The sequence below is a fragment of the Bacillus cereus group sp. BfR-BA-01316 genome (assembly GCF_022664195.1).
Taxonomy (GTDB): Bacteria; Bacillota; Bacilli; order Bacillales; family Bacillaceae_G; genus Bacillus_A.
Genome location: NZ_JAKUGX010000004.1, coordinates 172157 through 186360 on the forward strand (window position 1 = coordinate 172157; position 14204 = coordinate 186360).

Genomic DNA, 14204 nt, shown 5'->3' on the forward strand with positions numbered 1-14204 from the left:
ATATTATAATTCGTGATAGATATATTCGAAAAATCGTTGATATAATTTCATTTACCGTAATGTTAGTTGTATAAAAGAAAATTTCAGTTTAAACTCCACTCCACAATAAGCCCTAAATGCGTAAGTCCACCGCCAAATCCGTACAGTAAAAGTGTATCTCCATTATTTAATTTTCCTTCTTTTCTAAATCGTTATTAGACAATATTTGATTTGGAACATAAGTACCAATTTCGGTAATACGAGATTTAGAATTCATAGGAACACCTCCTAACATATTTTTATAACCTGATACTAATACCAGGTTATAAAAAATGTCGATAAAGACTTTTATTGTATGGAAACGATAATGTTTAATTTACTATGGAGGAATTTGGCGAGTGGCGTAAAAATAATATACGAGAAGCTTCTAAAATTGATAATGAAGGGAGTTGAGCTCCTTGAAAAGAATTTTGCACATGTTGCCTGTTATCATTATTTGTAGCTTTATTCTTATTGTTTTTCCAGATAAATCTTATGCTTGTGACTGTATTAAAAAATCTCCAGAGGATGCATTTCAAAAAAATGATGTGGTGTTTGAGGGGAAAGTAATTGAAATTGGAAGGAAAGAGGGAGTTGGAACTGAAGTATTATTTGAAGTGAAGAACATTTGGAAAGGGACAAGTTCTTCGCAAATTATTATATATACAGGTGTTAGTAGCTGTGCATTTCCTTTTGCAAAGGGAGGAGAGTACCTAGTCTTTTCTTCTTACAGAGGAGAAGAAAAGTTAGAGACATCTATCTGCAGTAGAACGAAGAGATTAGATGGGGCAGAGATTGAGAAAAATGCTTTAAGCCATATTGCAAAAGAGTCTGTTCCATCGAAGAAGGTGAATTTAAAAGGGGATATGGCTAACGGTTTAAGTTGGTGGAAAGTTGCTATCATTTCTATAGGTGTGTTATTAATAATTGCTTTTGTTATTTTTATTGTGAGAAGAACTCGCAAAAAATGACGATTAAAGTAAAAATACAAAGATTTTCTTTCTGTTTCTATAGGTGGTTTAATCTTGTGAAAGCGAATTACTTATGCTACACTTTATGTAACTTAAAATGAACGGAGGGGCTTCCTTTGATCTTAATCAGATTACGTCTCAATACTTTGTGCCGATAATTGAATAGCGCTCAAAGGCTCTGTCTGTGTGCAGAGTGAACGGGATTGGTCTGCCTATTTTAAAGGAACCCTTTATTAAGCTTATATGTGAAAAAGAGGGAGGGACGAATACGCCCTCTTTTTGTTTTGCCTTTATAAATAGAATGGGATAGTATAGGTGAACACTTGTTGGATACGTATACTATCTTGGGACTTTTTGACCATGTTATAGGACGAAAGCACTGCTTTCTTCTATTTCTTTGGTGAACCCTTATCCGTTTACGAAAACACAGGCAGTGACCTGTGTTTTTTATTTTGCGTAATCGAAATGGAGGAATAAATATATGGAAGAATTATTACAAAGAGCAATATTAGTTGGAGTAAATTTAGGTAATGAAGCTGATTTTGCATATTCGATGGAAGAGTTAGCAAATCTTACGGAAGCTTGTGATGTGGAAGTAATCGGTCAAGTGACGCAAAATTTACAACGAGTAAATCCGTCGCATTATATTGGAAAAGGGAAGATTGAAGAAGTAGCAGCGTATGTGAAAGAAGCAGATGCAAATATGGTCATCTTTAATGATGAATTATCTCCTTCACAAATTCGAAATTTAGAAGAGGATTTAGATTGTAAAGTAATTGATCGTACCATTTTAATTTTAGATATTTTTGCGCAGCGTGCGAAAACGAAAGAAGCACAGTTACAAGTAGAAGTGGCCCATCTTCAGTACATGATGCCTCGTTTAATCGGTCTTCGTGAATCTTTAGGAAGACAAAGCGGGGGAGTTGGCACGAAAAATAAAGGTGTCGGTGAGAAGAAGTTGGAATTAGATCGTCGTAAAATTGAAGAACAAATTGCAGCTCTAAATAAAGAATTAGAAGCACTTGTTGCACAACGCCAAACGCAGCGTAAACAACGTAAGAAAAATGAAATTCCAGTTGTGTCATTAGTAGGATATACGAATGCAGGTAAATCAACGATAATGAATACGATGCTTGAAATTTTTAATGGTACTGTAGAGAAACAAGTATTTGAAAAAGATATGTTATTTGCGACGTTAGAGACATCTGTACGAAATATTGATTTGCCAGATAATAAATCATTTTTATTAACGGATACAGTTGGATTTGTAAGTAAACTACCGCATCATCTTGTGAAAGCATTCCGTTCAACGCTAGAGGAAGTGGCGGAAGCAGATTTACTTATTCACGTTGTAGATTACTCAAATCCCAATTATGAGCAATTAATTGATATTACAAATGAAACGTTAAAGAAAATTGGCGTGGAAAATATCCCGACGATTTATGCATATAACAAATCAGATATGGTAGATGTTGAAATTCCGAAAGTGCAAGAAGATCGCGTTTATCTATCTGCGAAGAAACATGTTGGAATTGAAGAGCTTGTAGAAATGGTTCGCTCACACATTTATAAAGAGTATACGAAGTGTGAAATGTTAATTCCATATGATCAAGGACAGGTAGTTTCGTATTTCAACAATCATGCACACGTTTTATCTACGAGTTATGAAAACGAAGGTACGAAAATGGCACTAGAATGTAAGACGAGTGATTACGAGAAGTATAAGCGTTTTTCTATTTAATAAAAAAGGCGATCCTAATATGCTTTAGGGTCGTCTTTTTCTTCATAGTTGCAAGCCTACCTTTCGTCCTGTCCCAGTATAAAAGAAAACACAGAGAGTTCATATAAATAAATCCGACAAAGCATATAGAAAAAATATATTTTTTTAGAAGTTGAATTTCTGGAAAAAGAAACGAAACCAGTATAGAATAGAAATGTTTCAAAACTCAGAATTTATTACACTTACTGTAATAAATATATATTTTATACAGGAAGGAGAGATTCGTATATGCAGGCAGTTTCACAAAAAGGTGCAGTGGAAACACCGACGATATATCGAATATTATTTGCGATTAGTTTCGGACATTTTTTGAATGATTCGATGCAAGCAGTTGTGCCAGCGTTGTTTCCTATTTTGGAAAAAACGATGAATTTATCCTACATGCAAGTAGGGTGGATAGCGTTCGCGTTAAATATGACGTCATCGATTATGCAACCGGTTTTTGGTATGTATTCAGATAAGAAGCCGTCACCATTTTTATTACCACTCGGTATGTTTTCGAGCATGCTTGGGATGATTGGGCTCGCGTTTGCCCCGAATTTTCTTATTGTTATTATTTCTGTTTTATTTATTGGATTAGGTTCCGCAGTCTTTCATCCAGAAGGTGCCCGAGTTGCTTATATGGCGGCAGGTGCCAAACGTGGTTTAGCACAAGCGATTTATCAAGTGGGAGGAAATACAGGGAATTCGCTAGCACCTATTTTTACAGCGCTCATTTTCGTTCCACTAGGTCAAATTGGTTCTCTAGGTTTTACTGCTTTCGCAGCGGTAGGGATTGTATTGTTAATTTTCGTTTCAAATTGGTATAAAAACGAATTAGCAACTGGCGCTGTAAGAAGGAAAAAGAGGGCTGCACTTGAGGCTGAAAATGCGATTGTAAGTACGCACATTAAATTTGTTATTATACTTCTTGTTTTTCTAACATTCGTGCGTTCTTGGTACGGTGCTGGCATTGGGAATTTCTATCAATTTTATTTAATAGAGCATTACGGTTTATCGATAAAAAATGCACAGTATTTCGTCTTCGCTTTTATGATTGCTGGTGTATTAGGTACTTTCTTTGGTGGTCCGTTAGCAGATCGATTCGGTAAGAAAAAGATCATTGTCTTTTCGATGCTCGGTTCAGCGCCGCTAGCACTATTGTTACCTCACGTTTCTCTTATGTGGGTTGTACCGTTATTTTTATGCATTGGATTTATTAGCTCTAGTAGTTTTAGTGTAATCGTTGTATATGCACAAGAACTTGTTCCAGGGAAAGTTGGAATGGTATCTGGTTTAATTGTCGGCCTTGCGTTTGGACTTGGAGCATTAGGTGCTGTAGTCCTTGGGAAATTGGCTGATATGTATAGTCTTCAGTTTATTATGCTATTATGTAGTTGTTTACCATTAATTGGGCTTACTTCATGGTTACTGCCAAATGATAAGAAAACGATAGAATAGGGGATGCGCTATGAAATTATGTGAAAACGTTACAGAATTAATAGGAGATACACCTGTCGTCCGATTATCTAAATTTATTCCAGAAGACGCAGCGGATGTGTATGTAAAACTGGAAATGTTTAATCCGTCACGCAGTGTGAAAGATCGTGCTGCTTATAATTTAATTCATATTGCTGAGGAGCACGGTCTCATTAAACCTGGTGATACAATTATTGAACCGACAAGTGGAAATACAGGAATTGGTTTAGCGATGAATGCGGCTGCTAAAGGATATAAAGCTATTTTAATTATGCCAGATAATATGTCAAAAGAGCGTATTAATTTATTGAAAGCATACGGTGCAGAAGTGGTCTTAACACCGGCAGAACAAAGAATGCCAGGAGCAATTGCGAAGGCGGTAGAGTTACAAAAAGAAATTCCAAATAGTTTCATTCCACAGCAATTTGAAAATCCAGCAAACCCTAATATTCATCGTTATACGACTGCACTTGAAATTTATGAACAAATGGATGGAGAGCTTGATGCATTTGTAGCAACGGCAGGAACGGGTGGGACAATTACAGGAACCGGTGAAACATTAAAAGAAAAACTACCAAACTTATATATTGCAGTAGTAGAACCGAAAGGATCACCAGTGTTATCTGGTGGTGTTCCAGGCCCTCATAAACTAGTAGGAACAAGTCCTGGTTTTATTCCAAAAAACTTAAATACAGAAGTGTATAACGAAATTATTCAAATTGCGGATGAAGAGGCATTAACTACAATGAGGAACTTAGCAAGGCAAGAAGGATTACTAGTAGGGCCATCTTCAGGAGCTTCTGTTTACGCCGCAATTATGATAGCGAAGCGTCTAGGTGCTGGTAAAAAAGTTTTATGTATTGCACCTGATACAGGGGAACGTTATTTGAGTATGGGGCTATTTGAATAAAAGTGATGAAAACACCTTAATAGTGAAATAGAGCTATTAAGGTGTTTGTTTTAGGTTATTAAGAGGGGAGAAGCACAATGAAACTATTAAAACCAATACATAAATATAGTGGGGAGATCATGGAGTATCGGGAGGCATTTTTACATGCTGAGGAACAACCACACGGTAGTAGTTCTTTACAAAATTTTGATTCTCTTGATGAATGGTTTGCAAAAGTGAGTATACAAGAAATAGGAGAGAGCTTACCACTCAATCGAGTACCATCTAGTCAATTTTTAAGTTTTGAAAAAGGAGAACTTATAGGTTTTGTGAATATTAGACATCGATTAAATCCAGAATTATTGCTGGAAAGCGGTCATATCGGTTATAGTGTGCATCCTAATAAACGTCGCCAAGGATATGCTACTAAACAACTTCAACTTTCATTAGCTGAGGCGAAAAAGTTAGGTTTGAAGAAAGTGTTAATAACTTGTGATAAAGCGAATGTTGGTTCGGCTAAAACAGTTCAAAAGGTTGGAGGTGTGTTAGAAAATGAAGTGATTTCTACTCATACTGGTGAAATTGTTCATCGTTATTGGGTAGAAATATGAATTAGTGAGATTTGAAAAGGTGTAAGTTGTAAAGGGATTATAAGATGTGGTATTGAAATATATAAATAGAGAGGGATGTTACAGCTTTAGGGGGAAATGAAATGGGATTACTAGAGAAAGCGATAGAAATGTCGGAAATTTATAGGAAAAACCCGAAAGTCGAAGCTATTATTTTAGCAGGCTCTGTAGCAAGAAAGTTAGAAGATGAACATTCTGATATTGAATTACATATTTTATGGTCAGCACCGCCAGAGGATGAGGATCGTCAAGGACCTATTAACAATATTGGTGGAACGATTTTGTCGTATCATCCTTACGAGGAAGAAGAATGGTCGGAAACATATTTGACGAAAGAAGGAATTAAACTAGAGATTAGTAATTTTTTAACAGTGACCGTAGAAAAGGTTATTTCAGAAGTTATAGAGCAGCATGATATAAATTATGAGAAACAATGTATTGTATCATCGGTTCATGATGGTGTGAATTTGTATGGAGAAGTGAAAGTACATGCTCTAAAAGATAGAGTTGAAGCATATCCAGAAGAACTGGCGAAAAGGATGATTTCAGAAAACCTTTGGTTAAGCAATCGTTGGCATAATCGAGAGGCTCTTTTGAAACGAAAAGATTGGCTTATGCTTTATGATGTTATTTGTGAAGTACAAAGAAATATATTTGGGGTCTTGTTTGGAATGAACCGAATGTACGTGCATCATCCTGCATTTAAATGGATGCCATATAATGTGGAACGAATGAGTATTAAACCAGAAAATCTATATGAGCGTATGGCGAATACGTTGATAGGGGAACCGGAGTATAGTGTACAGGAGTTAGAAGTGTTAATCGAAGAGGTATTACATTTAGTAGAACAATATGCTCCAGAATTAAATATTGCTGAACAACAAAAACGTATTCAATATGCAAAGTAAAAAAGGAAGAGATGTAACAACGAGTTACATCTCTTCCTTTTTTATTTTACTAATTTTCCTAGTATGGGTAATCGTTGAATCCTATCACCGAGAATATGCGAAGCAAGTCCACTCGTTAATACGAATAAAAGATAAACAAGTCCTCCTGCTGCGGCGCATATAAACACAATGATCAGTGATTCTATATAAGATTGTCCAGGAATAATCCAGCTTATAAATGCTCTTAATGCGATTACAACAGCAGACATTGCTGCGGAGTAAATCGTAATTAGAAATACTGTTTTTGCTGTTTCACCAATTTTGAATTTCGCAAACTTAACGATGCAGTACAGCATAATAATATTTGAAACGAGATATCCAAGAATTGTTCCAAGTACAGCACCATGTCCACCGAATAAATGTAAGAGCGGTGTGTTCACCACAATTTTAACGAGAATACCGACTGAGAATGCAATCATTGTTTTTCTTTGATAATCAATTCCTTGTAATATAGCAGCTGAAACTGTGAAAATCGCACTTAATACAGCAGAAGGTGCAAATGAAATTAAATATTGTGATCCACCAAGTGCAATTTCAGGATTTACATAAACCATGCGGAATGCATCGTAAGCGATACTAGCTAAACCGAATGCTGCTGGGATAGTGAAGAATAATAATACTTGAAATATCTTTGAAATTTGTCCTTGTAATTCATCTAGCTTCCCGCTTGTAAATGATTTCGTTATAGCTGGAATTATCGTTAATGAGAATCCGGTTGCAAGTGAAGCTGGAATCATAATTAACTTTTGTGCATAGTTCGTTATATAAGCGAAAACTGCATTCGCGGTTTCTAACGGCTCTCCCATCGCTCTAAGGACATCAGCTACGGTATATTGATCTACTAACGTATAGAGGGGAATTGCAATACCAACAAATACAATTGGGATTGCATATCGAAGTAATTCCATATAAATATTTTTTAATGGAATATCGGATGCCCTTGACTTTAATTCACCTTCAGGAGGCTTTAATCCGTTATACTTTTTCCAGTACAGCATTAAAATAGAGACGCTGGCAAGTGCCCCGATAACAGCGCCAAACGTAGCAACGGCAACAGAAGAAGCTACTGAACCACCTAATAATTTGGAGACGATAAAACTACCAACTAAAATGAAAACGACACGTGCAATTTGTTCTACGACTTGAGAAACAGCACTTGGTTTCATATGTTGAAAACCTTGGAAATAACCACGTGTAACACTCATAGCTGGTACGATAATAAGAGCGAAACTTAATGCTCGCATCGTAAGTGTTACGTCGGCGATAAATTTTGGATCAGGTGTTTTAGAACGAATAATAAATTGTGATATGTATGGTGCTCCAATAAATAAAATTAAAAATCCTAAAAACCCCATAAATAGCATCAATTTTACGCTAGAGTTATATAATTTTTTACTTGTACTGTAATTACCAAGTGCATTATGTTTTGCAACAAATTTGGAGACGGCAATAGGAATACCAGCTGTTGAAAAGCTTAATAAAATACCGTACCAAGAGTATGCGTAGCCATATAAAGCGACCCCTTGTGTTCCAACTAATAATTGAAAGGGGAAAAAGTATATAAAACCTAAAATTCGTGAAATCATTGTTGCACCGCTTAATAAAGCAGTGCCTTTTAAAACTTTTGAAGTAGACAAAATCCTTTCCTCCTACTCGTGCTGTCTTGCATTCATCGTATACTACTATAAACCTGCTAGAGAAGTTAATACAGTATAAACCATAAATGTTCTAATACTATTCATACAAAAGTCATATTTTGAATTTTTAAATAGAATGTAATACATAAAAATTCAAAATATGAGTTGACACTATTTTTAATGTATGATAAAAATGATAGTAATCAATTCGGAAAATAATATTTGGGCAATGAAAGGGTATAGTAGTGAAAATCTCCCTATTTCAGAGAGCTGATGGTTGGTGTGAATCAGTATATAGATTATTCATGAAGTTCGTCCTGGAGCATCTTTCATAAATCTTACATTGTGAGGAAATGAAAGACGGTAGTGCATACCGTTATCAAATAAAGTGGTGAAGATTTTTTTCACAACTAGGGTGGTACCGCGATATATATCGTCCCTACGTATTTACGTAGGGACGTTTTTTATTTAGGTCTTAACTTTGTTGTGTCTTCATAACTAGGGTGGTACCGCGATATTTTATCGTCCCTACGTATTTGCGTAGGGACGTTTTTTATTTAGGTCTTACTTTTGTTGTATCTTCATAACTAGGGTGGTACCGCGATATTTTTGTCGTCCCTACGTGTTTACGTAGGGGCGTTTTTTTATCCCGCATTAACGGGCAGTAAGACTCACACCTCAAAATTTGGCGAATGCGAGGAAGTTAGGTGGGAGATAACTGCCCGTAAATGCCCGATTGGTGAGGGCTAATAATCAGTGGGGGATGGACACCCCCCACTGATTAAAGTTTCACTTTATTAGGGAGGAAGTGAGTGTATTAGAAAAGAGTATTGATAGAACAATATAAATACCGAATTGTAAAACAGAAAAAAGATAAAGAGAGGAGATAAATAAATGAATTCACAGCAATGGACATCGAAATTAGGCTTCATATTAGCTGCAGCAGGTTCAGCAATTGGTCTTGGGGCGATTTGGAAATTCCCGTATATGGCCGGCATCGGAGGAGGCGGCGCGTTCTTCCTTATTTTCATCGGATTCACATTATTAATTGGTTTACCGCTATTATTAGCCGAATTCGTTATTGGAAGAAGTACACAAAAAGAGGCCGTTGATGCGTACAGAGAAATTGCACCTAAAACGTTATGGCCGTGGTTAGGTAAGTTGGGGATTGTAACATGTTTCATATTACTTTCTTTCTACAGCGTTGTAGGAGGTTGGATTATATTATATTTATGGAATGCAATTACAGGTAGACTATGGGAAGGAAATGGGGCATACGAAGCTATGTTTGGTGAAATCATTTCCAATCCGTATTTAGCAGTTGGATCACAGCTATTATTCATCCTTATTACTATTTTTATCGTAAGTAAAGGTGTACAAAATGGTGTTGAAAAAGTAAATAAATATTTCATGCCAGCATTATTCGTTTTATTCTTTGTATTAATTGTTCGTGCACTTACGTTAGACGGTGCTGGAGAAGGAGTTCGCTTCTTCTTACAACCTGATTTCTCAAACGTAACGTCAGAAATTATTTTATATGCAATGGGGCAATCGTTCTTCTCGCTATCTGTCGGTGTAGCCGTTATGGTAACGTATAGCTCATACTTACCGAAAGAAGAAAGTTTACCGCGTTCAGCATTTTCTATTGTAGCTTTGACGCTTGTTATTACATTACTTGCAGGACTTGCAATTTTCCCAGTTGTGTTCGCATTTGGGATGGAACCATCTCAAGGACCGGGACTATTATTTATCGTATTGCCAGCTATTTTTAGTAAAATGGCGTTCGGAAAATTATTCTTCATCGTTTTCTTATTACTATTCTTCTTTGCTACTATTACATCAGCAATTTCGATGTTAGAAATTAGCGTTGCATCTTTAACTGCAAAAGGTAAAGGGAAACGTGAAAAAATGGCCTTAATCGTAGGATTATTAATCTTCGTTGTTGGGGTACCATCAGCATTATCATTCGGTTTGTTAAGCGATGTGAAACCATTTGGAAAAACAATTTTTGATTTAGCAGATTATGCGGTTAGTAACATACTAATGCCACTTGGTGTTTTATTAGTTTCCATCTTTGTTCCGTTGAAAATGAAGAAAGATGTATTAATGAAAGAGCTTGGTGTAAGTAAAAATAAAGGCTATAAATTATTCGTATTATGGTTATTCTTACTTCGCTATATTGCACCAATTGCGATTATTATCGTATTCCTAAATGTATTAGGAATCATTTAATCTAAAGCGCTAGTCTATCGTTTTAACGAAAGGCTAGTGCTTTTTCTTTGAGAAAGCATGGAAAGTGCAAGGTGAGAGGATTTGTCATATAATAAAATGCAAAAGGTATATTAGGAGGTGTTTATATGGCGATTATAATTCAATTGCCAGACACTGCAACGTCTCATGCAAAGCCAAGTATGGAAATGGCGATACTTTGCGTGAGGTAGACAAGTAATATACAATCGCCCAAATGAGCTCGTATTATTTTTTATATTTGGCTTTGCACCTTATTGAAATGAACCATAAAAAATAAGGGGCGAGCAGAAATGAAATACGTAAAAGCTGCGACTGTTTTACCAGAAAGTTTAATTATTGAAATTCAAAAGTATGTACAAGGTGAAACAATTTACATTCCAAAACAAGAAACGGAACATTATAAATGGGGTACACAATCTGGAGGAAGAAAGCAATTGGATGAACGAAATAAAGCGATTAAAGACGCTTTTAAAAGTGGAATTGCTATTCATCAACTTGCTGAAAAGTATTTTCTGTCCGGAGAAACGATTAAAAAAATCGTGTATTCTAAATAAGGAAACCGCCTCTAATGGGAAACTTAGAGGCGGTTTTGTTATGTAAAGTTCTTTTGTAAATCGTCTTTTACATATCAAAAAACATGATCATTGTATACAATAAAACTAGACCAACAATTTGTATGGAGTGATAAAGATGGAAGCTTTTATTAGAAGTGATCAATATAATTTTATAAAGTCACAAGCTTATATTTTAGCAAATGGACATGCGACAGCAAATGATCGAGGGGTTATTGCGGCACTGAAATCTCTTGCTATTGAAAAAGTACTAAATGTTTTTGAGAATTTGGCTACCGAACAAAAAGAGTTAATTGATATGGTATTAACAGTTGAAAATAGAGAAGATGCAGAATCATTTTTACTGAAGTTAAATCCGTATGTAATTCCATTTCAGGAAGTTACAGCACAAACGTTAAAAAAACTATTTCCTAAGGCGAAAAAATTAAAAATTCCTGATATGGAAGAAATTAATATGAAAGAAACGTCTTATTTAAGCTGGATTGATAAAGGAACAAGCAGGAAATTTATAATTGCAAAAAATAATAATAAGTTCGTTGGTCTACAAGGAACGTTCCAAAGCATAAATAAAAAAAGTATTTGTTCATTATGTCATGGGCATGAAGAATTAGGGATGTTTTTAGTTGAAATAAAAGGAAAGATCCCAGGAACGTTTGTTAAAAAGGGGAATTATATTTGCAAAGATGGTGTTGCTTGTAACCATAACATGAAATCGCTTGATAAATTACAGGATTTTATTGAGAGATTGAAGAAATAAATAAATAGAAGACCTCTAGTACTTAAACTGGAGGTTTTTATTTTTTGAAGAAGTAGTAATAGGTTTCCTTTGTAGATTTAGATTACAAATAAAGTTTGATAAAAATATCTATTTCGATACAGTTGCTTATTTTTAAGGAGGTAAAACATGGATTATATTTCACCGAAAGAAGAGGTGTTAAAGGTGAAACGGTGGCCTAAAGATACGATAGCGGCGGGTCGTAGTCATACCGTTGGTCTTAAATCGGATGGCACGGCGGTAGCAGTGGGGCGAAATAAAGAAGGTGAATGCAATGTAAGCGGCTGGCGTGATATTGAAGCGGTCGCGGTGGGTAATGTTCATATGGCGACGAACACAGGTAATGCTCATACAATCGGTTTTACAACTGACAGTACTGTGGCAGCTGTGGGTTGGAATAAGCATAACCAATGCGATGTAAACGACTGGAATAATATTGTAGCAGTGGCGGCGGGTTGGCGGCGTACCATTGGTCTTAAATCGGATGGCACGGTGACGGCTGTGGGTAATAATAAACATGGTCAATGCGATGTAAGCGATTGGCGTGATATTGTAGCGATAGCGGCAGGGAGTAATCATACAATTGGTCTTAAATCTGACGGCATGGTGACGGCTGTGGGTAATAATAAACATGGTCAATGTGATGTAAGTGATTGGCGTGATATTGTAGCGATAGCGGCGGGTTGTACCCATACCGTCGGTCTTAAATCTGACGGTACGGTGGTAGCGGTAGGTGATAATGAATACGGCCAATGCGATGTAGGTAGCTGGCGCAGTATCCGACTGCCCGGCAATTAGTTTTTAATAACAACAAGCCAGAGAATCACTGAACGAGCTAATGGGTATTGTTTTAGAAATAAGTTTATTCAATTAAGTGGTGCTTGTATCGCTTTGTCCATTTATCTGAACATCAATCTATTAATTACAAGATTTTTTCAGGATGGCAGCATTAGTTTAGAGTCATTTGAAAAATTAATAAGTTACGAACGTGCAATGAGAAGTGAATGGACGATACAACCATTTTGTCAGTCTAAATATTTGTTGATGAGGAATAACAATATTTAATTTACAACAAATCGCCAGTAATATTATTTTATTTCAGGAGTAATTATGGAACAAGATATGTAGAAAATGATCAAACTTAAATCCGCTGAATAAGAATCCTTTTTCAAAAGGGGTTCTTATTCTTTTTCATAAAATGAGAGTTTACATGGCATTTTTGAACAAACTTTATTTCAAAGCTACAGTAGAAGATATAATTTACAATTAAAGCATAGGAGAGGTGAAGAAATATTTAAAAAGTTTTTACTTTCTTACCAGATTTTTTACTTGTATGTATCGTTCTCTACATAACGTACACAACTTCTCTTAGTTTTGGACAGGTGTTATTAATCGCGATTGCAATCGGAATAATTGGTGGTCTTGCTATAAGAATATGTACGGATTTATTCAAATTCATCAAGTGGACAATCAAACAAAGGAAATCTTGAATATGTTTAATAGCTATAAGGAGGGAATGAAATGAGTAATAAAAAGAATAAGGTGAAAAACGAGATAGTACTTTGGACATTAACAACGGTTGTTCTTATAATTGTATGGTACTTTTTTCAAAGATAAAAACGCATCGCGCTTTGAAAAGAAAGCACGATGCATTTTTATTATTTTTTTTGCCAATTTTCTTTAATAAAATCTTCACGACCAGATTCTTTTTGCTCGGTAGCATATTTCTCTGGATTCTTTTTATAGAAATGTTGGTGGTATTCCTCTGCCTCATAAAAAGGTGCAGCTGGACGAATTTCAGTTACGATAGGATCTTTAAACATACCGCTTTCTGCTAGAGTTTGCTTCGATTTTACTGCAAGCTCTTTTTGCGTTTCATTATGATAAAAAATAGCAGTTCGGTAAGATGGACCGCGATCGAAAAACTGTCCGTCATCATCAGTTGGATCGATTTGTGGCCAGTACAAATCTAGTAATTTTTGATATGGGAAAATAGAAGGGTCGAATGTAATTTGAACAACTTCTAAATGTCCAGATGTTCCGGTCTTTACTTGTTCGTATGTTGGGTTTTCTACATGACCACCTGCATAGCCGGAAAGTACGTTTTGGATACCAGGGAGCTCATCAAATGGTTTTACCATGCACCAAAAACAACCACCTGCGAAGGTTGCGAGTTCGTATGTTTTTTCTGACATTGCTGTAATCCTCCTAAATATATATGTTTTATACAGTATTATATAAATTGTTTTATTGCGCAATAAAAAAGATTTGAAAATAT

13 protein-coding genes, 2 pseudogenes and 1 other annotated feature are annotated in these 14204 nt (G+C 35.7%); of the genes and pseudogenes, 11 read left to right on the top strand and 4 right to left on the bottom strand.

Annotation, left to right across the window (positions count from 1 at the left end; all coding sequences use genetic code 11):
* Window positions 1-83 precede the first annotated feature (83 nt).
* Together MR071_RS05470 and MR071_RS05475 are read right to left on the bottom strand one after the other, a co-directional pair.
* A pseudogene (locus MR071_RS05470) lies at window positions 84-185 on the bottom strand (3-oxoacyl-[acyl-carrier-protein] synthase III C-terminal domain-containing protein); the annotation flags it as partial.
* Window positions 167-256, bottom strand: coding sequence for a 3-oxoacyl-ACP synthase (locus tag MR071_RS05475; RefSeq protein WP_242235312.1), 90 nt, complete (start codon window positions 254-256; stop codon window positions 167-169). The pseudogene MR071_RS05470 and the gene MR071_RS05475, both read right to left, overlap by 19 nt.
* A 181-nt stretch (window positions 257-437) precedes the next feature.
* Here MR071_RS05475 and MR071_RS05480 point away from each other — a divergent pair, with 181 nt between their 5' ends.
* The 6 genes from MR071_RS05480 (at window position 438) to MR071_RS05505 (ending at window position 6653) form a co-directional block, all read left to right on the top strand.
* The gene (locus MR071_RS05480; RefSeq protein ID WP_105583837.1) at window positions 438-989 is read left to right on the top strand and encodes a cobalamin biosynthesis protein CbiN; all 552 of its coding nucleotides are present in this window, start codon (window positions 438-440) and stop codon (window positions 987-989) included.
* Between the two features lie 481 nt (window positions 990-1470).
* Window positions 1471-2730: a GTPase HflX gene (hflX, locus tag MR071_RS05485; RefSeq protein WP_242235314.1), complete on the top strand. Its 1260-nt coding sequence runs from the start codon at window positions 1471-1473 to the stop codon at window positions 2728-2730.
* 267 nt (window positions 2731-2997) lie between these two features.
* Entirely contained in the window at window positions 2998-4209 is a 1212-nt protein-coding gene (locus MR071_RS05490) for an MFS transporter (RefSeq protein WP_105583835.1), read from the top strand.
* A gap of 10 nt (window positions 4210-4219) precedes the next feature.
* Complete coding sequence (cysK, locus tag MR071_RS05495) at window positions 4220-5137, top strand: cysteine synthase A (protein ID WP_105583834.1); 918 nt, start codon at window positions 4220-4222, stop codon at window positions 5135-5137.
* A 77-nt stretch (window positions 5138-5214) separates the two neighbouring features.
* Window positions 5215-5727, top strand: coding sequence for a GNAT family N-acetyltransferase (locus MR071_RS05500; RefSeq protein ID WP_242235316.1), 513 nt, complete (start codon window positions 5215-5217; stop codon window positions 5725-5727).
* Between the two features lie 101 nt (window positions 5728-5828).
* Window positions 5829-6653 carry a DUF4037 domain-containing protein gene (locus tag MR071_RS05505; protein WP_105583832.1) on the top strand — a complete coding sequence of 275 codons (825 nt, stop codon included), beginning with the start codon at window positions 5829-5831 and terminating at the stop codon, window positions 6651-6653.
* Window positions 6654-6694: 41 nt separating this feature from the next.
* On the opposite strand, the gene MR071_RS05510 is transcribed toward MR071_RS05505, so the two are convergent.
* Window positions 6695-8329 carry a putative polysaccharide biosynthesis protein gene (locus MR071_RS05510; RefSeq protein WP_105583831.1) on the bottom strand — a complete coding sequence of 545 codons (1635 nt, stop codon included), beginning with the start codon at window positions 8327-8329 and terminating at the stop codon, window positions 6695-6697.
* 220 nt (window positions 8330-8549) lie between these two features.
* Window positions 8550-8773, top strand: a binding site (T-box leader).
* Window positions 8774-9223: 450 nt separating this feature from the next.
* Here MR071_RS05510 and MR071_RS05515 point away from each other — a divergent pair.
* From MR071_RS05515 to MR071_RS25750, 5 genes and pseudogenes are all read left to right on the top strand, one after another.
* Entirely contained in the window at window positions 9224-10561 is a 1338-nt protein-coding gene (locus MR071_RS05515; RefSeq protein WP_105583830.1) for a sodium-dependent transporter, read from the top strand.
* A 308-nt stretch (window positions 10562-10869) separates the two neighbouring features.
* Window positions 10870-11133 (top strand): CD3324 family protein, encoded by a 264-nt coding sequence (locus MR071_RS05520; RefSeq protein WP_002171359.1) that lies wholly within the window; start codon window positions 10870-10872, stop codon window positions 11131-11133.
* Between the two features lie 136 nt (window positions 11134-11269).
* Complete coding sequence (locus MR071_RS05525; RefSeq protein WP_105583829.1) at window positions 11270-11908, top strand: FusB/FusC family EF-G-binding protein; 639 nt, start codon at window positions 11270-11272, stop codon at window positions 11906-11908.
* A 147-nt stretch (window positions 11909-12055) separates the two neighbouring features.
* Window positions 12056-12724 carry an RCC1 domain-containing protein gene (locus MR071_RS05530; protein ID WP_242235318.1) on the top strand — a complete coding sequence of 223 codons (669 nt, stop codon included), beginning with the start codon at window positions 12056-12058 and terminating at the stop codon, window positions 12722-12724.
* Window positions 12725-13216: 492 nt separating this feature from the next.
* A pseudogene (locus tag MR071_RS25750) lies at window positions 13217-13416 on the top strand (hypothetical protein).
* A 168-nt stretch (window positions 13417-13584) separates the two neighbouring features.
* On the opposite strand, the gene msrA reads toward MR071_RS25750, so the two are convergent.
* Window positions 13585-14121: a peptide-methionine (S)-S-oxide reductase MsrA gene (msrA, locus tag MR071_RS05535; protein WP_105583825.1), complete on the bottom strand. Its 537-nt coding sequence runs from the start codon at window positions 14119-14121 to the stop codon at window positions 13585-13587.
* Between the last annotated feature and the right edge of the window lie 83 nt (window positions 14122-14204).

Coding starts and splice junctions, on each gene's coding strand:
- MR071_RS05505 (WP_105583832.1), top strand. CDS start 5,829: ATGGGATTACTAGAGAAAGCGATAGAAATGTCGGAAATTTATAGGAAA.
- MR071_RS05475 (WP_242235312.1), bottom strand. CDS start 256: ATGAATTCTAAATCTCGTATTACCGAAATTGGTACTTATGTTCCAAAT.
- hflX (WP_242235314.1), top strand. CDS start 1,471: ATGGAAGAATTATTACAAAGAGCAATATTAGTTGGAGTAAATTTAGGT.
- MR071_RS05490 (WP_105583835.1), top strand. CDS start 2,998: ATGCAGGCAGTTTCACAAAAAGGTGCAGTGGAAACACCGACGATATAT.
- MR071_RS05525 (WP_105583829.1), top strand. CDS start 11,270: ATGGAAGCTTTTATTAGAAGTGATCAATATAATTTTATAAAGTCACAA.
- msrA (WP_105583825.1), bottom strand. CDS start 14,121: ATGTCAGAAAAAACATACGAACTCGCAACCTTCGCAGGTGGTTGTTTT.
- cysK (WP_105583834.1), top strand. CDS start 4,220: ATGAAATTATGTGAAAACGTTACAGAATTAATAGGAGATACACCTGTC.
- MR071_RS05520 (WP_002171359.1), top strand. CDS start 10,870: ATGAAATACGTAAAAGCTGCGACTGTTTTACCAGAAAGTTTAATTATT.
- MR071_RS05530 (WP_242235318.1), top strand. CDS start 12,056: ATGGATTATATTTCACCGAAAGAAGAGGTGTTAAAGGTGAAACGGTGG.
- MR071_RS05515 (WP_105583830.1), top strand. CDS start 9,224: ATGAATTCACAGCAATGGACATCGAAATTAGGCTTCATATTAGCTGCA.
- MR071_RS05500 (WP_242235316.1), top strand. CDS start 5,215: ATGAAACTATTAAAACCAATACATAAATATAGTGGGGAGATCATGGAG.